This window comes from Pseudomonas piscis (assembly GCF_009380155.1).
GTDB lineage: Bacteria > Pseudomonadota > Gammaproteobacteria > Pseudomonadales > Pseudomonadaceae > Aquipseudomonas > Aquipseudomonas piscis.
This window is the reverse complement of record NZ_WHUV01000005.1, coordinates 275436-295691: the sequence shown is the minus strand read 5'-3', so window position 1 is coordinate 295691 and position 20256 is coordinate 275436. Positions and strand designations below refer to the sequence as shown.

Genomic DNA, 20256 nt, shown 5'->3' with positions numbered 1-20256 from the left:
CATGGCGGCCCACGCCACGCCGTTGACGTACCGGGCCCAGGCTTTGTTCACCCTGCCTGCCGTGACGGGCGGGGCAGCAAAACAACAATGAGGAGAGTCTCCATGTCCAAGTCCACTTACTACGCGCCGCATGGCGGGCACCCGGCCCAGACCGAGCTGCTCACCGACCGTGCGATGTTCACTGAAGCCTACGCGGTGATCCCCAAGGGCGTGATGCGCGATATCGTCACCAGCCACTTGCCCCACTGGGACAACATGCGCATGTGGGTCATCGCCCGCCCGCTGTCGGGTTTCGCTGAAACCTTCTCTCAGTACATCGTCGAAGTCGGCCCCAACGGCGGCAGCGACAAGCCCGAGCAGGACCCCAACGCCGAGGCGGTGCTGTTCGTCGTCGAGGGTGAGGTGAACCTGACCCTGCAAGGCCAGCAACACGTGCTCACGCCAGGGGGCTATGCCTTCATTCCGCCGGCCGCCGATTGGAAGCTGCGCAACACCAGCGGCACCGAAGCGCGTTTCCACTGGATTCGCAAGCATTACCAGAAGGTCGATGGCGTGCCGTACCCGGAGGCTTTCGTCACCAACGAGCAAGACATCGAGCCACGGGTGATGCCCGACACCGAAGGTCGCTGGAGCACCACCCGCTTCGTCGACATGAGCGACATGCGCCATGACATGCACGTCAACATCGTCAACTTCGAGCCGGGCGGCGTGATTCCGTTCGCCGAGACCCATGTCATGGAACACGGTCTCTATGTGCTGGAAGGCAAGGCGGTGTATCGCCTGAACCAGGATTGGGTCGAGGTCGAGGCTGGTGATTTCATGTGGTTGCGTGCGTTCTGCCCGCAGGCCTGCTACTCCGGCGGCCCGGGTCGTTTCCGCTACCTGCTGTACAAGGATGTGAACCGCCAGATGCGCCTGACCCTGAACGCGCCGCATTGATGCACAGGGCCAGGGCAGCGATCGACTGCTGCCCTGGCTGTCCAGGTTCCGCACCAGACCGGCGAGCGATCGCCGGTTTTCTTTTGCCCCGGGAAAAGCGCTTCGCCTGCTGGGCCGCATCACCTGGCCGTGGATGCCGACGCCAGAGCGGCTGGCGCCAGCAGTGCTGGAACATTCCAGGGTGGCGCGACAGTGTGTCGCACTGGCGTGATGGATGAGCCTGGTCTTTGCTGTGTCGGGCCTGGCGCCGTGCCGGGTGGTCCACTTCACGTCATGTGGGAGCAGGTGTCCTGCCCCAGGTAGAGGGGCGTTCAACTACGCAAAAGGACACGGACCGTTATCGATGTCTCGACCAAGGAGGTCATGTTGAAAATGAAATTTCTGGCGGCTTCGCTGCTGCTCTGGATGTTCTCGATGACCGCGCAAGCGGGTTGCGCGGTATTGGGACCCTGGGATGATCCGTGCTCGAAAGCCGTGCTCGGTCCGACTCCTACACTGTGCGAATGCCCATGACTGAATCGCACTCCGACCAGGACGGTGGAATCTTGTGTGACTGACCAGGAGGTCTTGAATGAAGAAAATGTTGTTGGCGGCATTGCTGCTATGCGGTTTCTCCCTGACTGCCCAAGCTTCGTGCCCGGTGTTCGGTCCGTCCAAGGATCCATGCAGCGGCCCGGTATTTGGCCCGTCTACCTGCGAGTGCCCATGAGGTAACTTGCCTGGCGGGTCCGGCCGGTGCCGGGCCCGCACGCCGGGAAGACTGTGGTGGGTTGCGAGAGATCCCGGCCAATCACGGTTGCTGGAAGGCCACCCAGCGTTCAGCGACAATAGCGCCCTTCGATTTTCCCCCGCCAAAGCAAGGAGCAACCCGGTGACAGCTGTTTATGGCACGGCCTATGTCGACCAGTTGATCGACAGCCGCAGCTACGAGGCGATGGCCATGCTCGGTGCGCATATGGAGGCGGCCGCACCGGCTCCCGACCAGCCGGATCTGGGTCTGCCGGCGCCGCTGTTCGTCTATCTGGAAGCCCTGACCTGGTTCGCCCAATCGGTTCGTTCCGGTGCCTGGACCTATTTTGAAGCGACGCCACATCCTCGGCAGCAAGCGATGCGTGACAACCTGCTGGCGCTGGATTGCGATTGCTGGCGGGAGCGCTATGTCTTTGGCATGGATCACTGGGCCGACGAGGCTTCGATGGCGGAGCTGGATCGGTGGATCGACGCATCCGAGCCGGAGCAGGAAACCTGGCTGTTGCAGTTGCTGGACACCCATCGTGATCGGCTCAAGCAGCTGCTGTGCCGCGCCGCACACCTCCATTTGAGTGAGCCAGATGCGTAAGGCGGACCGCCTGTTCCAACGAGTCAACCTGATCCGGCTTCACCAGCAAGTGTTTTGAAGGAGGCGCATAGCCAGGTGCCGAGACTGCTAGAGCAACGCAACAAGATCGGTATTTTGCTAGGCTGCGGCCTTTTTCAAGGGATGGTCTTATGTCTGATCGGTTCATGACGGTTGATCTGCAAAGCAGGAAGCAGTTTGTAAAGGAGGTTGTGCAGGAACTGGGCTATGCACTGGTCAATGAGAATGAGCGATCGGTTTTCTTTGAGGGCGCTAACAAGATTGTCTATGGCGTCAATCTCAGTACCCTCGACGATGGTTATGTCGCGATCAACTTCGCCGTAGCCGCCGGGCGGACGGTGGACGATGCGCAGCGCATTGCCGTGTTGAATCACTTCAATCATGACTACAGGGTCTTGAAGTGCTTCTACAGTGAGAAACCTTCCTTGTTGTTCAGCATGGAGTCCTTTGTATTTTCAGAAGAGGGTTTCGTGAACTTCTTCAACTACTCCGCAGGCGCTCTCGAAGAAGCCTATGCTGAATTGCAAGCCCGTTTCCCTGGGGCATATTGATATCCAGTGGCAGAACAGGGACCGGAAAGGTCGAGTTGTTGCTGGATGAGAAGAGTGCGATCAGGTTTGATCCGTACATCAGGATCGAAGGCTAACCCCAGCAGGACCATCGTTCAGGGGCAGCGCCCGAGCCGATGTCCGAACGCTGGCATATGCAGTCTTGGTGATGGCTGGTTCAGTGGCTTCAGCGCGGCATCTTGAGGAAAGCCCGGTTGCGTACCGGGCTTTTTTGTTGCTTGGGGCCGTTGTTGTGAGAAGGGCATATTTCAGTAGGCCCAGGGTGGTTCAAAAGCCCTCGGGGTAAAGTGCTGTGTCCTTCTTGGAACAGTTCATTGCCGCTATTCGTTTAGCAAAGGGCATTTGGGAAAAGCCCTGCATGGATGGCATTAGCTGTTCTTGTTGCTTGCGAGCGGATTCAAGCGAAACCGACAATATTCTTGAATTGAAGTACCTGCATTGCTCCAAACGTTCCGTTTCGGTTCTGGGCATCGGCACCGCATCGACTTCTTTTTGATACTCCTCGCTCTGTTTGCTTGCACAGCCCGATGAAACTGCAGCTGCAAGAGAAATCATCACAAAAAACAAGAACCTCATACTTGACCTTCACTCTACTTATTGGGGATTCGAGATAGCTGGGGCAGGGGTGGCAAACTCTACCTGGAGTACTTGCCCCAGGCCGGTTTCGAGCGGGTAGGGGACCTGCGCCAGGGCGATGTGATGTTGCCGGTTCGCTCGCCGCTGCCCAACTACACGGGAGTCTATCTGGCCGATGGCGTGCTCAAGAGCGAGCCGGAACATTACCCTGCGCCTGGCTCCATCCTGCACCATCTTTATGGCCATGCCAGCGAACGCGACACCTATGGTGGCTACTGGCCGGAAGTCATCGTGAGCTACTGGCGGCAGCTGGCAAGCTACTCGGCAAACATGGCGTAGCGGAGGCCGCTGGAAAAATGGCCATCTCAAGCTGGGAGAGAAATCTTCCTTCAAGCCGCGTTATCCCTTCAAAGAGTACATTCCTTGCAACTGCACCGGTGTCAGCGGGGGCAGCTTCTGTGTCTGCCTGACCCCTATTCGTTTATTTTCGGTACGCACGTTGAGTGGATAGTAACTCGCGCCATACTCAAAGTTGCCTTCGCAGGTCTGCACAAGCCATGCGCCGAAGCGTACGCCGTTGCTTCCAAAGGTGGTTAGGTACTGATCCAATCGATTCACACAACCGTCTTGGAAATCTGCTTTTATCAGATGTGCCCATTCCTGGGAGATTTCGTCATTGGCAGCGCCAGAAGCTGACGCCAGCAGAAAGATGAGAGCAAGAACTCCTCGGCTCAGTGAGGGCATGACGGCAATTCCTTTGCGTATACAGAGGGAGGCAAGTATCCATTTAGCATCAGGTTTACAGCAACACAAAGACCAGCACTGCACTGGGCTTTGTGCATCTGGCGTTCGCCGCTGGCTGCGGTGCTTGTGGGCATGCGGACCCCTGGCGCGCTGGAGTGGAACGCTCGCCTCAGGTGTGCTTTCTCCAGCTTCCCGACCTGGGCAATCGCCTCGGCGAATCTCCGCACCCTTGATGTGGGGGGTTGGAGAGTGTAGGGGCAACCACATGGGAAGCTTAGGGATGAGTGCGCGCGAGCTGCAAGGCTGTGACGATCAGGATGGGTCCATGAGGTCCTCTCTCAACAGCGAATACTGCACTAGATCGTGATATGTACTTCCCCAGTACCCGGCTTTGCGAAGAACGCCTTCACGCACGAAACCCATGCGCTCAAGCAGATTCAATGACGGTACGTTCTTGGGATGAGCGAGCGCCTCTATCCTGTTCAGATCCATGTGTGCGATACCCCAATCAATGCATGGTCTGATCGCTTCACTCATGAAGCCTTTCCCCTGAGCTGATTGAGCCAGTTCAAAGCCGATCGAACAGCTCCTCCATGAGCGGTTCCACTTGAACAGTCCGCAGGTCCCAATCAGCTTCCCCTGGGAGAGGTCCTCCAGGCCCCAGCGAATGCCCGGGTTGGGTGCTGCACGCCAGCTATTGAATAGCTCAACAAGCTGCTCTGCTTGCTCAATGTGAGCGATGGGATCAGAGCCGAACCACTTCATGGCATCTGCATCACTATGGATTTCTAGCAAGGTCGGTGCATCGTTTTTTGTCAGCTCTCGCAGGTGTAGGCGTTTTGTAAGAAGGGTTGGAAACTCAATCATTGCCAGCTGTTCCTGTGGGCAAACATCGTTGCTCCTGGACATGAAAAAAACCGGCGTTTGGCCGGGCTTGGACGTGAACTAGATGCCTATACCATCCCGATGTCACTGCAGTTCTCCGATCAGGGTCGATGTTCGCGCCTTGAATTCATCCCGTTGAGTCAGTAAAGCCCTGAACTCTGCCTTTGCTGCGTTACTAGATACCGTAATGGCTGTGGTGCCTGCGGGGTTGGTAGCCTTATCCAGGTCTTCATTCAACATGGAGATGACCCCCATCTTAATTGTGATCATTGTGGACATTACAGGCTCTTGCTGAATGGGGGAGGGCTTTGCGTCCAGGATGGATGGGTGCACAAGGTGGATGGTAGATTCCGTGCGTTTACTAGCAAAGGAGTTGCGATATGGCTGTGGTAACGTTCGTGTTCAAGCTTAAGACCAAGAGCGGCAGTGGCATGAGTAATGTGCTCCAGAATGGTAGCGACCAGCGGGATGCGGAACGCAAGATCCTGGAGAAGTATCCAGGCGCAACCATACTAGATGCCCGTCGGCAGTGACGTAGAAGCCCGGCCCCGCGCTGGGCTTTTGGCATCTGGAGCATGCCAAATGTCTCTTGGATTTCAGATACATAGAAGATTCACATTGCCTTAGGATGGCCCTTTCCCGCCTTTCAAAGGAATGATTACGTGGTGAGCACCAACGCCATCTGCTGTCCGCAATGCCAAGGTCAAAACGTCCAGCTTCTGTCCGTCATCCATGCTGCTGGCACCTCTCACATACAAGCGACCCATCAGGCGCAATCCCAATCCGGATTCGGCCCCAGCGTGACTGTAGAAACCACAGGCCGTCATCAGACCCATTTGGCTGCAAGCGTCGCCCCTCCAGGGGCTAAACGCCTGCTTGGTCCGGTAATCCTTACTGGGGTGGGCGCTATCATCTTGTACGACGGTCTGAAACTATCATGGGAAGTGGACTGGACCAGGTTCTTCATCGGCGTGACGTTCATAGCCATTGGTGTGATCGGGTTCGTCCGGCACTGTCGATACAACATTAAGCAATATGATGAATACGAAGAGTGGCGCCGCACTTGGCTATGCCACGCTTGCGGCACTCGATTCCAGCCGTGAATGGCGTAAGAGGGCACCTTCGGGTGCCTTTTCTTTTTTACGTCTTGTGAGGGGGCGCTTGCTGATCAAAGCCGGGGCAGGGTGTATGTGTGAGCAGGCCTATGACGGCCTGGGTAATAGGAGGAGAAAGAGGGCCAGTTATGGAGTTCTTTGTGTGGCATGACGCCAAGGCTGAATGCCAGAAACAAAAAAGCCCTGAATAATCAGGGCTTTATCGTAGAGATTTGGCGGAGGCGTAGAGATTCGAACTCTAGGACCTGTTACAGTCGGCGGTTTTCAAGACCGCTGCCTTAAACCACTCGGCCACACCTCCAGATCGCATTGCGGGCGCCATAATACCCGAATGAAACACACTGTCAAACTCTCTGCGTCGCGCGCTACAGCGCCTCTGTTATCATCCTTGCCACTAAATGTTTCAACCAACAGGAGTGTCGCCATGCGCGAACAGGATTACGCAGTTAACAACGGCGTGCAGGCCGAGCAGCTAGAGGTTAGCCGCGTCCTGCGCAACACTTATGGCTTGCTGGCCCTGACCCTCGCTTTCAGCGGAATCATGGCCTACGTCGCACAACAGATGCGCGTCGGTTACCCGAACGTCTTCGTCGTACTGATCGGTTTCTACGGTCTGTTCTTCCTCACCAGCAAACTCCGTGACTCGGTCTGGGGCCTGGTCTCGACTTTCGCCCTGACCGGTTTCATGGGCTTTTTGCTGGGCCCGATCCTCAACCGTTACCTGGGCATGCAGGGCGGCGCTGAAGTGGTCAGCTCGGCCTTCGCCATGACCGCACTGGTGTTCGGCGGCCTGTCGGCCTACGTGCTGATCACCCGCAAGGACATGAGCTTCCTGGGTGGTTTCATCACCGCCGGTTTCTTCGTCCTGATGGGCGCTGTGCTGGCCAGCCTGTTCTTCCAGATCAGCGGCCTGCAACTGGCAATCAGCGCCGGCTTCGTGCTGTTCTCCTCGGTGTGCATCCTGTTCCAGACCAGCGCCATCATCCACGGCGGCGAGCGCAACTACATCATGGCTACCATCAGCCTGTATGTATCGATCTACAACCTGTTCGTCAGCCTGCTGCAGCTGTTCGGCATCATGAGCCGCGACGACTGATCCTCAGCTTCAAGCCTTGAAAAAGCCCGCTTCGGCGGGCTTTTTTATTGCCCGGATTTTCTTGGCCGGAGCAGGGCAGATGTTCACTCCATGGGTGGCAGGCGACGCTTGATCGGTGACTTCTTGACGATCGAGGTGTTGGTCTCGGCGTACTGATTGAGGCGGTCCAGCAAGCTGTCCAGTTGTTCCATGGAGCGCACCTGCAGGCGTGCGAAAAAGCAGTCGTCGCCGGTGACCTTGTCGCACTCGGTGAACTCGGGGATCGCCAGGATCTGCCGTTCGACTTCCTGCAGTTTTCCCGGCAAGGGGCGGATGCGCACGATGGCCTGCAATTGATACCCCAGGAACCGGGGGTCGACCTCCAGGGTGTAGGCGCTGATCACCCCTCGTTCCTCTAGTCGGCGCAGGCGCTCGGCGACGCTGGGAGCGGACAGCCCGCTGATCTGCCCCAGGGCCTTGAGTGAACGTCGGGAGTCTTGCATCAGGGCGCTGATCAGCGTCTGGTCGATGGCATCCAGCATGGCAGTCTCGTTAGGTAGATGGGCTTTCTTGCCTTGATAAAAAAGGCGAAGACTGAGTCTAGCCTAGGATTTTCTCTGGTGAGGCTGTAGTTGAGTTACGGATAATCTGGCGACCGATAAAGGAGCCTGATGATGGATGCAATGATTCGTCGCGGATCGCTGGAAATGAGCGCCGCCATGCTGATTTCCGGAACCATTGGCTGGTTCGTCCTGGTCTCGGGGCAACCGGTGCTGGATGTGGTGTTCTGGCGTTGCCTGTTCGGCGCCGCGACCTTGCTGCTGGTCTGCGCTGCCCTGGGCTTGCTGCGCAAGGACATTCTCACGCAACGGGTCCTGCTGCTGGCGGTGGTCAGCGGTGCGGCCATCGTCGGCAACTGGGTGTTGTTGTTCGGCTCCTATTCCCGGGCCTCGATCGCCATCGGCACCGCGGTGTACAACGTCCAGCCGTTCCTCCTGGTGGGCCTGGGGGCGTTGTTCCTGGGAGAAAAAATCACTGCGCAGAAATTATTCTGGCTGTGCCTGTCGTTCGGCGGAATGCTGGCCATCGTCAGTGCCCATGAAGGGCAGGGGGAGGCGGGCGGCGATTACCTGCTGGGGATCGGCCTGGCCCTGGGCGCTGCCTTGTTGTACGCCTTCGCCGCTCTGCTGATCAAGCGCTTGAGCGGAACCCCGCCGCACCTGATCGCCCTGATCCAGGTCTGCACCGGTGTGTTGCTGCTGGCGCCCTGGGCCAACTTCGGCACGCCACCCCGGGAGGCCAGCGCCTGGGCCAGCCTGCTGGCGCTGGGCATCATCCATACGGGACTGATGTACGTGCTGCTGTACGGTGCGATCCAGAAGCTGCCCACGGCGTTGACCGGGGCCTTGTCCTTCATCTATCCGATCGCGGCGATCTTCGTCGATTGGCTGGCGTTCGGTCACCGCTTGGGCTGGCTGCAGTGGTTCGGGGTCGGCGCGATCCTGCTCGCCGCCGCCGGCATGCAGCAGGGCTGGAGCCCTAGGTTGCGCCGCAGCGCCGTGCAGTGAGCCGGCCTGCACCGGTCGGCACCTGGCCTTGACAGCCCGGGGTGCGGCGCTAGATTTCAGCATGCGCCGCAAAGTTTGCGCCGCATTTCCTCTTGATCCAGCCGCCTGGCGATCCGGCCATCCGTGCCTGGATCATTGCCGGGTGCCTGGCGCTGCCTGACGCCGCCCCGGTGGTCGATGACCTGTCATTGCCGACTCGCGCCGTACAGGGCCGGTTGGCCCTGGAGCGATCATGAGCACTCGACGCAAGGTTCCCGGAATCCGCAACTACGATGGTCCCGCCGGTGGCTGGGGCGCGCTCAAGGCCACGGCCACGGCCGTACGCGAGCAGATGGACACCCTCAAGGCCCCCCTGACCCTGATGCGCACCAACCAGCCCGACGGTTTCGATTGCCCGGGTTGCGCCTGGCCGGACAAGGAGCACAAGTCGACCTTCCAGTTCTGCGAGAACGGCGCCAAGGCGGTGACCTGGGAGGCCACCAACAAACGGGTGACGCCCGAGTTCCTGGCCAGCCATCCGGTGGCCTCGCTGCTGCAGCGCTCGGACTATCAGTTGGAGGACCTCGGTCGCCTCACCGAGCCCCTGGTCTACGACCGTGCCAGCGACACCTTCAAACCGGTGCCCTGGCAGGCCGCCTTCGAGCGCATTGGCCAGGTCCTGCGTGGCCTGAAGCCCGAGCAGGTGGAGTTCTACACCTCGGGCAGGGCCTCCAACGAGGCGGCCTACCTGTACCAGCTGTTTGCCCGGGAATATGGCTGCAACAACTTTCCCGACTGCTCGAACATGTGCCATGAACCCACCAGCGTCGGTTTGCCCAGGTCCATCGGGATCGGCAAGGGCACGGTATCGCTGGAGGATTTCGATGTTTGCGAGCTGATCATCTCCATCGGCCACAACCCCGGCACCAACCACCCACGAATGATGGGCACCCTGCATGAGGCGTCACGGCGCAAGGTGCCGATCATGGTCTTCAACCCCCTGCGCGAGCGGGCCCTGGAGCGCTTCGCCGATCCGCAGAACATGGTGGAAATGGCCACCTATGGCTCCACGCGCATCGCCTCCTCGTACTTCCAGGTCAAGGCCGGCGGTGACGCCGCGGCGGTCAAGGGCATCATGAAGGCCTTGCTGGCCCTGGAGCAAAGCCTCGGGCAGGTGCTGGACCGCGACTTCATCGCCCAGCACACCCTGGGCTTCGCCGCCCTGGAGGCCGACCTGCACGCCACCCAATGGGTGGATATCGAACAGGCCAGTGGCCTCAAGCAGAGCGACCTGGAAATGGTCGCCGCGGCCTATGCCAAGTCCAATGCCACCATCGTCACCTATGGCATGGGCATCACCCAGCACAACGAAGGCACCGCCAATGTGCGGCTGATCTGCGACCTCTTGATGCTGCGAGGCAACCTGGGCAAGCCCGGGGCCGGAATCTGCCCGCTGCGTGGCCACTCCAACGTGCAAGGCAACCGCACCGTGGGCATCACCGAAAAACCCGCGCAAGCGTTCCTCGACAAGCTCGAGCAAGTGTTCGGCTTCAAGCCACCGGCCAGCCATGGCCATGACGCGGTGCAAGCGATGCAGGCGATCATCGCCGGCCAGTCCAAGGCCTTGCTGTGCCTGGGGGGCAACTTCGCTGTGGCCCTGCCGGACCCGGGCCAGTGTTTCCCGGCCATGGCCCAGCTCGACCTGAGCGTGCACATCGCCACCAAGCTCAACCGCAGCCATCTGCTTGTAGCTAAGGAAACCTACGTTTTTCCCTGCCTGGGCCGCACTGAAATGGACGTGCAGGACGGCATGCGCCAGGCGATCACCGTCGAGGATTCGATGTCCATGGTCCATGCCTCAGCCGGCAAGCTGGCCCCGGCCTCGCAAGCCCTGATGTCGGAACCGGCGATCGTCGCCGGCATGGCCAAGGCGACGCTGACCGCGAGCAAGGTGCCGTGGCTGGAACTGGTGACCGACTACGACAAGATCCGCGACCTGATCGAGAAGACCGTCCCTGGCTTCGACGACTACAACGCCAGGATCCGCGTTCCCGGAGGCTTCCGCATGCCCCTGGCGGCGGCCGAGCGCCAATGGCTGACACCCTCGGGCAAGGCCGAGTTCTTCGTCTTCCCCGGCTTGCACGAAGACAAGGAAGTGGATGGCGCCGACGTCCTGCGCCTGGTGACCCTGCGCAGCCACGACCAGTACAACACCACCATCTATGCCCTGGACGATCGCTATCGTGGGGTCTTCGGTCGTCGCGACGTGCTGTTCATCAGCCCGGCGGACCTCGCGGCCCGGGGCCTGGCCCATGGCGACCTGGTGGACATCGAGACGGTGACCGACGGCCGGCGCCTGCGCTACGAGAACATCACCGCCATCGAGTACAAGATCGCCCCGGGCACCGTCGGCGCCTATTACCCCGAGGCCAACCGCCTGGTGCCGCTGGACTACCTGGACGTCGACAGCGGCACGCCGTCCTACAAGTCGGTACCGGTGCGGGTGCTGCGCGCGGGCGTTTAGCCGCCAGGTTGGGCAGCCGATCCCCTGGAAGGTCCTGCGGAGCTTGGCGCAGCTTCGCAAGCTCAGCAGCGGCTACAGGTGCTTCGTGTAGCCGCTGCCGCAGGCTGCGCCCGGGCGCGCAGCGGTCGCCCCTGGATTGGCCATCCGATCCCCCAGAAGGTCCTGCGAATCCAGGCGCAACTGCGCAGGCTCGACAGCGACCACAGGAATGGGTGGCTACGGCGGCACAATCTGCTAATTTCCGTGGGTGATTTTTTGACCGTAGCCTGTGGAATCCAACATGACGACACCTTCATCCTCGGCCGGGCGCCTGCCCGAGCCCCAAGCTGTCTGCAGCCCCATTACCCGCAGCGCGATCTTCATCGTCGCCACCCTGGCGCCCGGTGCCGAAGCGGCGCAAACCCTGCGCGAGTGGTGCGCCGATGTCGCCGGGCGAGTGCGCTCGGTGGGCAAGCGGGTACCGGCGGGCAACCTGACCTGCGTCTGTGGTTTCGGCTCCGCCGCCTGGGATCGGTTGTTCGGCGGGCCGCGCCCGGCCGCGCTGCATCCGTTTCGTGAAGTGGGGGTAGCGGGGCGGCTGGCACCGTCCACCCCTGGCGACCTGCTGCTGCATATTCGCGCCGAACAGATGGACCTGTGCTTCGAACTCGCCACCCAGTTGCTCAAGCCGTTGGGTGCTGCGATCGAAGTGGTGGACGAGGTCCAGGGCTTTCGCTACTTCGACATGCGCAGCATGGTGGGTTTCGTCGACGGCACCGAGAATCCGGTGGGCCGCGAAGCCGTGGACTTCACCCTGGTGGGCGACGAGGACCCGCAGTTCGCCAATGGCAGCTACGTCCTGGTGCAGAAGTACCTGCACAACATGAGCGCCTGGAACGAACTGACCGTTGAGGCCCAGGAACGCATCATCGGCCGGACCAAGCTGGACGACATCGAGTTGGCCGATGGGGTCAAGCCCAGCTGTTCCCACAGCTCCCTGACCACCCTCGAGGAGAACGGCGAAGAGGTGAAGATCCTGCGCGACAACATGCCGTTCGGGCGGCCGGGGGCCGGGGAGTTCGGCACCTACTTCATCGGCTACGCGCGCTCGCCACAGCCGGTGGAGCAAATGCTGGAAAACATGTTCGTCGGGCGGCCGGCGGGCAACTACGATCGCCTGCTGGACTACAGCACGGCAGTGACCGGCGGCTTGTTCTTCGTGCCTTCGGCCGAGCTGTTCGAAGACTTGGCCGAACGCGAGCCAACGCCCCTCTGAACGCACACGCCCCCGACACGCAAGTGCGTGCCGGGGGCTTGTGGGTAATGGGCCTCGATCAGTGGCTGCGCATGCCCGCGGCTTGCATCAGCAGCCGCAACAACCCGGCCACCAGCCCCAGGCTGACCACGCTGGCCAACCAGATGCCGGCCATCCACAACAGTTGCCGCCACCCCGGAACGGGGCGTGTGACTTGTGTCTTATCCATGGGCCAGCTCCAGGACCAGGGCCGTGGTGCAGGCCAGTGTCAGTATCGCCCCCAGGTACAGCAGGCTCAGTTGTGCCACCTGGCGGTGCAAGGGCAGGCGGGCCAGGGGTTCGTGCAGGGTTGGGTGTTCAGTGGTAGCCATCGCCGATCCTCACTTTGCCGCGGAACACGTAGTAGCTCCAGCAGGTGTACATCAGGATGATCGGCAGGATGAACAGCGTGCCGATCAGGATGAACAACTGGCTGGTCAGGGGCGAGGCCGCTTCCCACAGGCTGATGGACGGCGGCACGATGTTCGGCCAGATACTGAAGGCCAGGCCGATGTAGCCCAGGAACACCAGCACTAGGGTGAACACGAACGGCCAATGCGAATGATGCTGGCGCAAGGTTCCGAGCAAGCCCCAGAACGCCAGCAGGCCCAGCACCAGCAGCGCGCCGAAGATCACGATATGGGCGTGGCCGAACCAGCGGGTGGCGATCTCCGGATGCAGCATGGGCGTCCACACGCACAGCACCGCGATCACCGCCGTCAGGGCGAACGCCAGTGGCCGGGTGTAGTGGCGCATGCGTGCTTCGAGCATGCCTTCGGTCTTGACCAGCAGCCAGGTGCTGCCCAGCAGCGCATAGGCCACCACCAGGCCCAGGCCGCAGAACAGCGGGAAGGGCGCCAGCCAGTCCAGGGCGCCGCCGGCGAACTGGCGATCGACCACCGGGATGCCGCTGATATAGGTGCCGATCACGATGCCCTGGCACAGGGTCGCCAGCAGCGAGCCGCCGATGAAGGCCAGGTCCCAGATATGCCGCTTCTCGGGGCTGGCCTTGAAGCGGAACTCGAAGGCCACGCCACGGAAGATCAGCCCCGCCAGCATGAACACCAGCGGCAGGTACAACGCCTCGAGGATCACCGAATAGGCCAGCGGGAAGGCGCCGTACAGCGCCGCGCCGCCGAGCACCAGCCAGGTCTCGTTACCGTCCCAGACCGGAGCCACGGTGTTCATCATCACGTCCCGTTCCCGGGCATCGGGGATCAGCGGGAAGAGAATGCCGAGCCCCAGGTCGAAGCCGTCCATGATCACGTACATCATCACCCCGAAGGCAATGATGACGCCCCAGATCAACGATAGATCTATGCCTTGAATAGCCATGATCGTTTCCCTTGTTTCAGTTGTGGTGATCGCCGGACGCGAACGTCTCGGAGATGGCGGACAGCGGACGACGCGGGGTCGGTTCCTGGGCCTGTGTGGCTTCGGGCAGGTGCTCGTGGTGGGGCTGCGGGCCCTTGCGCACCAGCTTCATCATGTAGCCGATGCCCACGGCGAATACCGAGAAGTAGATCAGCACGAACAACGCCAGGGACACGCTCAGCTGCATCACGCTGTGGTTGGACGCGGCATCGCTGGTACGCAGCAGGCCGTAGACCACCCAGGGCTGGCGTCCGACTTCGGTGGTGATCCAGCCCGCCAGCATGGCGATCAGCCCGGTGGGGCCCATCAGCAGGACCAGGCGCAGGAACCAGCGGTTGCGGTACAGCGCGCCGCTGCGCCGCAGTAGCAGGCCCAGCACCCCGGTGAGGATCATCAGCATGCCGAGCCCGGCCATGATGCGGAAACTGAAGAACACGATGGCCGAGTTGGGTCGGTCTTCCTTGGGGAAGCTCTTGAGCGCGGGGATCTGCTTGTCCAGGCTGTGGGTCAGGATCAGGCTGCCCAGGTACGGCACCTCCAGAGCGTAATCGGTCTTCTCGCTGTCCATGTTGGGCAGGCCGAACAGCACCAGGGGCGAGGGCTCGTCACCGTGGTTTTCCCAGTGCCCTTCGATGGCGGCGATCTTCGCCGGCTGGTGTTCGAGGGTGTTGAGGCCGTGGGCATCGCCGACCACTGCCTGGATCGGCGCGACGATCAGCGCCATCCACAGCGCCATCGATAGCATCTTGCGCACTTGCGGCGTGTCGTTGCCACGCAGCAGGTGCCAGGCGCCGGAGGCCCCGACGAAGAACGCCGTGGAGACGAATGCGGCGATGGCCATGTGCGCCAGGCGGAAGGGGAACGACGGGTTGAAGACGATCGCCAGCCAGTCCATGGGCATGATCCGCCCATCGACGATGGAGAAGCCCTGGGGCGTCTGCATCCAGCTGTTGGAGGCCAGGATCCAGAAGGTCGAGATCAGGGTGCCGATGGCCACCATCACCGTGGAAAAGAAGTGCAGCCCGCGGCCGACCCGGTTCCAGCCGAACAGCATGACCCCGAGGAAACCCGCTTCGAGGAAGAACGCGGTGAGTACCTCGTAGGTCAGCAGGGGGCCGGTGATGCTGCCGGCGAAGTCCGAGAAACGACTCCAGTTGGTGCCGAACTCATAGGCCATGACCAGTCCGGAGACCACGCCCATGCCGAAGTTGACGGCGAAGATCTTCGACCAGAAGTGATACAGGTCCTTGTAGGTGTTGTTGTGGGTCTTGAGCCAAAGCCCTTCGAGCACGGCCAGGAAACTGGCCAGGCCGATAGTGATGGCCGGGAAAATGATGTGGAACGAGACCGTGAACGCGAACTGGATGCGCGCCAGGTCCAGTGCCTGTAGATCAAACATGACGATACCCTCGTAAAGGCTGGATGCCGTGCAGCCGCCGCCCGTTCGCCGCGAATCGCAAGGGTTCGCGCTACGGGGGCGGGGGCTGCGAGTGGAGGCCGGGGCGGTGTGCCGAGCCTGGGCCCGGTCAGACGCCGACGGACTGGATCAGGTTGCTGGCCTGGGCCGCCTCCAGGCGGATGGCGATGAACTTGGAAGTCGGCGTATAGGTGCGGTCGCCGTAGCTCTCCAGTGGCACCAGGGGGTTGGTCTCCGGGTAATAGGCGGCAGCCTGGCCGGCGGGGATGTCATAGGCGATCAGGGTGAAACCGCTGACCCGGCGTTCGCGGCCGTCTTCCCACAGGGACACGATGTCCACCTTCTGCCCCGGCTCGTAGCCCAGCTTGCGGATGTCCTGTTCGTTGGCGAACAGCACCTCGCGCATGCCGTAGACCCCGCGATAGCGATCGTCCAGGCCGTACAGGGTGGTGTTGTACTGGTCGTGGGAACGCATGGTCTGCAGGATCAGCTGCGGCTGCTCCTTGAGCTTGCGCACCCCGGGGTTGACCAGGTCCGCGGGCAGTTCGCTGGGGGTGAACTGCGCCTTGCCGGTGGCGGTGTTCCAGCGCCGGTCGGCCGCGGCGTTGCCCAGGTGGAAACCGCCGGGGTGGAGCAGCTTGAGGTTGAAGTCGCTGAAGCCCGGGATGGTATCGGCGATCAGGTCGCGGATGCGCCCGTAGTCCTCGATCACCCACAGCCAGTCGATGGGGCGCGGGCCCAGGGTGGCGTTGGCGATGCCGGCGATGATCGCCGGTTCCGAGCGCAGATGCGCCGACTTGGGTCGCAGCTGGCCATGGGAGATGTGCACCATGCTGAAGGTGTCCTCCACGGTGACGCCCTGGGGGCCGTTGGCCTGGATATCGATATCGGTACGGCCCAGGCACGGCAGGATCAGCGCCTCGCGACCGGTCACCAGGTGGCTGCGGTTGAGCTTGGTGGCGATGTGCACGGTGAGCTCGCAGTTGCGCAGGGCGGCGTGGGTGCGTGGGGTGTCCGGGGTCGCCTGGGCGAAGTTGCCGCCCAGGCCGATGAACACCTTGGCCTTGCCTTGCTCCATGGCCGAGATCGCCATCACCGTGTTGTGGCCGTGCTCCCGTGGCGGCTTGAAGCCGAAGCGCGCCTCCAGGGCGTCCAGCAACTCGGTGGGCGCCAGTTCGTTGATGCCCATGGTGCGATCGCCCTGCACATTACTGTGGCCGCGCACCGGCGACAGGCCGGCGCCCGGGCGGCCGATGTTGCCGCGCAGCAACAGCACGTTGATCACTTCCTGGATGGTCGGCACCGAATGGGTGTGCTGGGTCAGGCCCATGGCCCAGCACATGATCACGCGCTTGGCCTTGCGATACATGCGGGCGGCCAGTTCGATATCGGCCAGGGACAGGCCGGACTGCTCGACGATGTGGCTCCAGGACGTGGCGTCGACCTCGGCCAGGTAGCTGTCCAGGCCCGAGGTGTGTTCGGCGATGAAGGCCCGGTCGAACACCGCTTCGCCATTGCTGGCCAGGGCTTCACGCTCCCAGCGCAGGAGGAATTTGGCGATGCCGCGAAAGGCCGCCATGTCGCCGCCCAGGGCCGGACGGAAATAGGCCGAGGAGGTGGGCTCGGAGCCGTTGGTGAGCATCTCCAGCGGGTGCTGCGGATGCTGGAAGCGTTCCAGGCCACGCTCCTTGAGCGGGTTGAAGCAGATAACCTGGGCACCGCGCTTGACCGCCTCGCGCAGCGGTTCGAGCATCCGCGGATGGTTGGTGCCGGGGTTCTGGCCGATGACGAAGATCGCGTCGGCCTGCTCCAGGTCGTGGAACACCACGGTGCCCTTGCCCACCCCGACGCTCTCGAACATGCCCACGGCGCTGGCTTCATGGCACATGTTCGAGCAGTCGGGGAAGTTGTTGGTGCCGTAGGCGCGTACGAACAGCTGGTACAGGTAGGCCGCTTCGTTGCTGGCCCGGCCCGAGGTGTAGAACTCGGCCTGGTTCGGCGAGTCCAGGCCCTTGAGGTGGCTGGCGATCAGGTCGAAGGCCTCGTCCCAGGTAGTTTCCACATAGCGGTCCTGGGTGGCGTCGTAGCGCATCGGATGGGTCAGGCGGCCCTGGTATTCGAGCCAGTAGTCGCTTTGCGCGGCCAGGGCCGAGACCGTGTACTTATTGAAGAATGCCGGGTTCACCAGGCGCCCGGTGGCTTCCCAGTTGACCGCCTTGGCGCCGTTCTCGCAGAACTTGACCATGCCGTTTTCCGGCGACTCGCCCCAGGCGCAGCCCGGGCAGTCGAAACCGCCATTCTGGTTGGTCTTGAGCATGGCGCGGATGTTCTTGAAGGCGTTCTCGCTGCCCAGCCAGTTGCGGGTCACCGCCATCAGTGCTCCCCAACCGGCGGCCGCGCCCTTGTAGGGTTTGTATCGATCAACTTCGCTCATGATATTTCTCCAATACATCGCACGCAGGGAACCGCCCGACATTCAATGGATGTCGATAGTTTCTTACTGCTCAGGCTAAATGCGATTTTGCTGGGACTGGTTATAAGCCCCGTTCTGTTTGTTTGCGTGGAGTAACTTTCGCGACCTTTTTTGGGCCACGAATAAAGCCTATTCGGCGTCCGTGCAGGCTGTCTAATCGCAATTAATGACCAGTTGATCGAGAACCTCTATCAGGGTATTAATTCATTGAAAATCAATGTGTTGAATGAGTTGTCTTGATGGTTTTTCGCTTGATAGATGTTTTTGATCAACCAGTTGTTAATAGCGATTGGACGGCCTTTTGAATGGCTCTTAATCTTGCCGCCAATAACTCGCGACAAGCGCGGCTGCACTGTCGGAGTTCAACTAATATTCAATGAGTTCGCATCGGCGACAGAGGCTGTGATGGCAGATCAAGTATTGGTGGATGGCTTTGCTCGCCGGGTCGACTATCTGCGCATGTCGGTGACTGACCGTTGCGATTTTCGTTGCGTGTATTGCATGGCCGAGGACATGCAGTTCCTGCCGCGCCAGCGCATCCTGACCCTGGAAGAGCTGTACCAGCTGGCCGAGCGTTTCGTCGCCCTGGGCACCCGCAAGATCCGCCTGACCGGTGGCGAGCCGCTGGTGCGTTCCGGGGTGGTCGAGCTGTGCCGGCGCATTGCGCGGCTGCCGGGCCTGCGCGAGCTGTGCATGACCACCAACGGCTCGCAACTGGGCAAGCTGGCCGCGCCCTTGTTCGATGCCGGAGTCAAGCGCCTGAACATCAGCCTGGACAGCCTCGACCCGCAGCTGTTCCGCCAACTGACCCGCACCGGCGAGCTGTCCCAGGTGCTGGCCGGGATCGATGCGGCGAACGCCGCTGGTTTTACCCGCACCAAACTCAACTGCGTGGTGATGAAGGGGCGCAACGACCATCAGATCAACGACCTGGTGGCCTTCGCCATCGACCGTGGCCTGGACATCTCCTTCATCGAGGAAATGCCCCTGGGCGCCATCAGCGAACACAGCCGCAGCGATGCCTTCTTCTCCAGCGCCCAGGTGCGCGAGCGCATCGCCGAGCGCTACACCTTGATGGAGTCGGCGGAATCGACCCAGGGGCCGTCGCGCTACTGGCGCCTGGCCGAGGCACCGCAGATCCGCCTGGGCTTCATCTCGCCCCACAGCCACAACTTCTGCGGCACCTGCAACCGCGTACGGCTGACCGTGGAAGGGCGCTTGCTGCTGTGCCTGGGCAACGAACATTCGATGGACCTCAAGGCCGTGCTGCGTGCCCACCCGGGCGATACCCAGCGCCAGGAACAGGCCATCGTCGAGGCCATGAAGCTCAAGCCCTATCGCCATCACTTCGAGCTCAACGATGAGGTGCAGGTAGTGCGCTTCATGAACATGACCGGCGGCTGACCGGCCCCATCCCTTGCTTGCCCGAATCGTCCAGAGGCCGTCCTTCGATGATCGTCAGATCCAAACCCAACCTGCTCGGCGTGCTGTTTTCGCTCAAGGGCTCGATCGCCAAGCGCATCGCCCTGCGCAGCCTGCTGGTGACCCTGCTGGCCGCCGCCATCGTGTTGATCGAGACCCTGCACCCGGCGTTTTTTTCCAAGGTCAACGCCACGCCCTTCACCTTGCTCGGGCTGTCGCTGTCGATCTTCATGAGCTTTCGCAACAACGCCTGCTATGACCGCTGGTACGAGGCGCGCAAGGCCCTGGGCAGTATCGTCACGGACGTGCGCTCGCTGATCCGCGAGACCCAGGTGATCGGCGATGCCCAGGAGCGCGGGGCGATCCTGCGCAACCTGTGCGGTTTCGCCCATGCCCTCAAGGCCCGGCTGCGCCAGGAGGACGAGCTGGGGGCCGCGGGCACCTGGCTCAGCCAGCGGCCGCCGGCGGCGACCCCGAACGTCAGCGACAACGTATTGCGCCTGGTCTCGCGCCAATGTTCGGGCCTGGCCGAATCGGGCCGCCTGAGCGAGTGGCGCTACATGCTGATCGCCAACCTGCTGGCGGGCATGACCACGGCGCAGACCACCTGCGAGCGGATCAAGGCCACGCCGTTGCCGTTTCCCTACACCTTGCTGCTGCACCGCACCAGCTACATGTTCTGCATCCTGCTGCCCTTTGCCATGGCCGAGCCCCTGGGCTGGCTGACACCGATCTTCACCGCCATCGTCAGCTACACCTTCTTTGGCCTGGACGCCATCGGCGACGAGCTGGAAGACCCTTTCGGTCGTGACGAAAACGACCTGCCCCTGGACGCCATCGTGCGCAACATCGAGCGCGAGATCCTCGATGCCCTGGGAGTCACCGAACTGCCGCCGGTACTCGAACCGGTGGACTACGTCCTGAGCTGACCCGCCCCCCGGGTCGCCAGGCTTTCCCTTGCCTGAG

25 protein-coding genes and 1 tRNA gene are annotated in these 20256 nt (G+C 61.7%); 15 read left to right on the top strand and 11 right to left on the bottom strand.

Features of this window, described 5'->3' with window-relative positions:
* Nucleotides 1-102 precede the first annotated feature (102 nt).
* The 5 genes from GDH07_RS26085 to GDH07_RS26070 all read left to right on the top strand — a co-directional run bounded on the left by GDH07_RS26085 (nt 103) and on the right by GDH07_RS26070 (nt 2847).
* Nucleotides 103-939 (top strand): bifunctional allantoicase/(S)-ureidoglycine aminohydrolase, encoded by an 837-nt coding sequence (locus tag GDH07_RS26085; protein WP_022639570.1) that lies wholly within the window; start codon nt 103-105, stop codon nt 937-939.
* A gap of 366 nt (nt 940-1305) precedes the next feature.
* Nucleotides 1306-1452: a PA0050 family protein gene (locus GDH07_RS26080; protein WP_124421344.1), complete on the top strand. Its 147-nt coding sequence runs from the start codon at nt 1306-1308 to the stop codon at nt 1450-1452.
* A 58-nt stretch (nt 1453-1510) separates the two neighbouring features.
* Entirely contained in the window at nt 1511-1648 is a 138-nt protein-coding gene (locus tag GDH07_RS32595; protein ID WP_167334584.1) for a PA0050 family protein, read from the top strand.
* Between the two features lie 162 nt (nt 1649-1810).
* Entirely contained in the window at nt 1811-2278 is a 468-nt protein-coding gene (locus GDH07_RS26075) for a hypothetical protein (protein ID WP_085600285.1), read from the top strand.
* A 149-nt stretch (nt 2279-2427) separates the two neighbouring features.
* Nucleotides 2428-2847, top strand: coding sequence for a hypothetical protein (locus GDH07_RS26070; protein ID WP_053136495.1), 420 nt, complete (start codon nt 2428-2430; stop codon nt 2845-2847).
* Between the two features lie 285 nt (nt 2848-3132).
* On the opposite strand, the gene GDH07_RS26065 is transcribed toward GDH07_RS26070, so the two are convergent.
* Nucleotides 3133-3441 carry a hypothetical protein gene (locus GDH07_RS26065; RefSeq protein WP_152899351.1) on the bottom strand — a complete coding sequence of 103 codons (309 nt, stop codon included), beginning with the start codon at nt 3439-3441 and terminating at the stop codon, nt 3133-3135.
* Nucleotides 3442-3513: 72 nt separating this feature from the next.
* Here GDH07_RS26065 and GDH07_RS26060 point away from each other — a divergent pair, with 72 nt between their 5' ends.
* A complete protein-coding gene (locus GDH07_RS26060; protein WP_246196040.1) occupies nt 3514-3780 on the top strand; it encodes a hypothetical protein in 267 nt (88 codons plus the stop codon).
* A gap of 60 nt (nt 3781-3840) precedes the next feature.
* Here GDH07_RS26060 and GDH07_RS26055 read toward each other — a convergent pair whose 3' ends face one another.
* The 3 genes from GDH07_RS26055 to GDH07_RS26045 form a co-directional block, all read right to left on the bottom strand.
* Nucleotides 3841-4185: a hypothetical protein gene (locus GDH07_RS26055; protein WP_085600293.1), complete on the bottom strand. Its 345-nt coding sequence runs from the start codon at nt 4183-4185 to the stop codon at nt 3841-3843.
* A 312-nt stretch (nt 4186-4497) separates the two neighbouring features.
* Nucleotides 4498-5052 (bottom strand): GNAT family N-acetyltransferase, encoded by a 555-nt coding sequence (locus GDH07_RS26050; RefSeq protein WP_152899350.1) that lies wholly within the window; start codon nt 5050-5052, stop codon nt 4498-4500.
* 102 nt (nt 5053-5154) lie between these two features.
* Nucleotides 5155-5349: a hypothetical protein gene (locus tag GDH07_RS26045; RefSeq protein WP_152899349.1), complete on the bottom strand. Its 195-nt coding sequence runs from the start codon at nt 5347-5349 to the stop codon at nt 5155-5157.
* A 101-nt stretch (nt 5350-5450) separates the two neighbouring features.
* Between GDH07_RS26045 and GDH07_RS32395 the strand changes: the two genes are divergently transcribed.
* The gene (locus GDH07_RS32395) at nt 5451-5603 is read left to right on the top strand and encodes a hypothetical protein (RefSeq protein WP_178124120.1); all 153 of its coding nucleotides are present in this window, start codon (nt 5451-5453) and stop codon (nt 5601-5603) included.
* 132 nt (nt 5604-5735) lie between these two features.
* Nucleotides 5736-6173, top strand: a complete 438-nt coding sequence (locus GDH07_RS26040; RefSeq protein WP_152899348.1) for a hypothetical protein — start codon at nt 5736-5738, stop codon at nt 6171-6173.
* Nucleotides 6174-6398: 225 nt separating this feature from the next.
* Here GDH07_RS26040 and GDH07_RS26035 read toward each other — a convergent pair.
* Nucleotides 6399-6486 (bottom strand) — tRNA-Ser (locus tag GDH07_RS26035).
* A 123-nt stretch (nt 6487-6609) separates the two neighbouring features.
* Here GDH07_RS26035 and GDH07_RS26030 point away from each other — a divergent pair.
* A complete protein-coding gene (locus GDH07_RS26030) occupies nt 6610-7281 on the top strand; it encodes a Bax inhibitor-1/YccA family protein (RefSeq protein WP_022639478.1) in 672 nt (223 codons plus the stop codon).
* Nucleotides 7282-7364: 83 nt separating this feature from the next.
* Here GDH07_RS26030 and GDH07_RS26025 read toward each other — a convergent pair whose 3' ends face one another.
* Complete coding sequence (locus GDH07_RS26025) at nt 7365-7802, bottom strand: Lrp/AsnC family transcriptional regulator (RefSeq protein WP_152899347.1); 438 nt, start codon at nt 7800-7802, stop codon at nt 7365-7367.
* Between the two features lie 132 nt (nt 7803-7934).
* On the opposite strand from GDH07_RS26025, the gene GDH07_RS26020 reads away from it, so the two are divergent.
* From GDH07_RS26020 to GDH07_RS26010, 4 genes are all read left to right on the top strand, one after another.
* Nucleotides 7935-8828: a DMT family transporter gene (locus tag GDH07_RS26020; protein ID WP_152899346.1), complete on the top strand. Its 894-nt coding sequence runs from the start codon at nt 7935-7937 to the stop codon at nt 8826-8828.
* Nucleotides 8829-8920: 92 nt separating this feature from the next.
* Nucleotides 8921-9064 (top strand): hypothetical protein, encoded by a 144-nt coding sequence (locus tag GDH07_RS32390; RefSeq protein WP_178124119.1) that lies wholly within the window; start codon nt 8921-8923, stop codon nt 9062-9064.
* Nucleotides 9061-11331, top strand: coding sequence for an FdhF/YdeP family oxidoreductase (locus GDH07_RS26015; protein ID WP_053131274.1), 2271 nt, complete (start codon nt 9061-9063; stop codon nt 11329-11331). Before GDH07_RS32390 ends, GDH07_RS26015 begins: the two co-directional genes overlap by 4 nt.
* Nucleotides 11332-11611: 280 nt before the next feature.
* On the top strand, nt 11612-12586 hold the full coding sequence (locus GDH07_RS26010; RefSeq protein ID WP_031320076.1) for a Dyp-type peroxidase: 975 nt from the start codon (nt 11612-11614) through the stop codon (nt 12584-12586).
* A gap of 58 nt (nt 12587-12644) precedes the next feature.
* On the opposite strand, the gene GDH07_RS26005 is transcribed toward GDH07_RS26010, so the two are convergent.
* From GDH07_RS26005 to GDH07_RS25990, 5 genes are all read right to left on the bottom strand, one after another.
* A complete protein-coding gene (locus GDH07_RS26005) occupies nt 12645-12794 on the bottom strand; it encodes a DUF2474 domain-containing protein (protein ID WP_083235762.1) in 150 nt (49 codons plus the stop codon).
* Nucleotides 12787-12936, bottom strand: a complete 150-nt coding sequence (locus GDH07_RS32385) for a hypothetical protein (RefSeq protein WP_178124118.1) — start codon at nt 12934-12936, stop codon at nt 12787-12789. The genes GDH07_RS26005 and GDH07_RS32385 overlap by 8 nt, the downstream gene beginning before the upstream one ends.
* Nucleotides 12923-13939 carry a cytochrome d ubiquinol oxidase subunit II gene (cydB, locus tag GDH07_RS26000; RefSeq protein WP_068581087.1) on the bottom strand — a complete coding sequence of 339 codons (1017 nt, stop codon included), beginning with the start codon at nt 13937-13939 and terminating at the stop codon, nt 12923-12925. The genes GDH07_RS32385 and cydB overlap by 14 nt, the downstream gene beginning before the upstream one ends.
* A gap of 16 nt (nt 13940-13955) precedes the next feature.
* Complete coding sequence (locus GDH07_RS25995) at nt 13956-15377, bottom strand: cytochrome ubiquinol oxidase subunit I (protein WP_068581098.1); 1422 nt, start codon at nt 15375-15377, stop codon at nt 13956-13958.
* Nucleotides 15378-15504: 127 nt separating this feature from the next.
* Nucleotides 15505-17829 (bottom strand): FdhF/YdeP family oxidoreductase, encoded by a 2325-nt coding sequence (locus GDH07_RS25990; protein WP_022639469.1) that lies wholly within the window; start codon nt 17827-17829, stop codon nt 15505-15507.
* 444 nt (nt 17830-18273) lie between these two features.
* Between GDH07_RS25990 and moaA the strand changes: the two genes are divergently transcribed.
* Both moaA and GDH07_RS25980 read left to right on the top strand, forming a co-directional pair.
* On the top strand, nt 18274-19272 hold the full coding sequence (gene moaA / locus GDH07_RS25985) for a GTP 3',8-cyclase MoaA (protein WP_152899345.1): 999 nt from the start codon (nt 18274-18276) through the stop codon (nt 19270-19272).
* Between the two features lie 47 nt (nt 19273-19319).
* Complete coding sequence (locus tag GDH07_RS25980; protein WP_152899344.1) at nt 19320-20219, top strand: bestrophin family protein; 900 nt, start codon at nt 19320-19322, stop codon at nt 20217-20219.
* Nucleotides 20220-20256 lie beyond the last annotated feature (37 nt).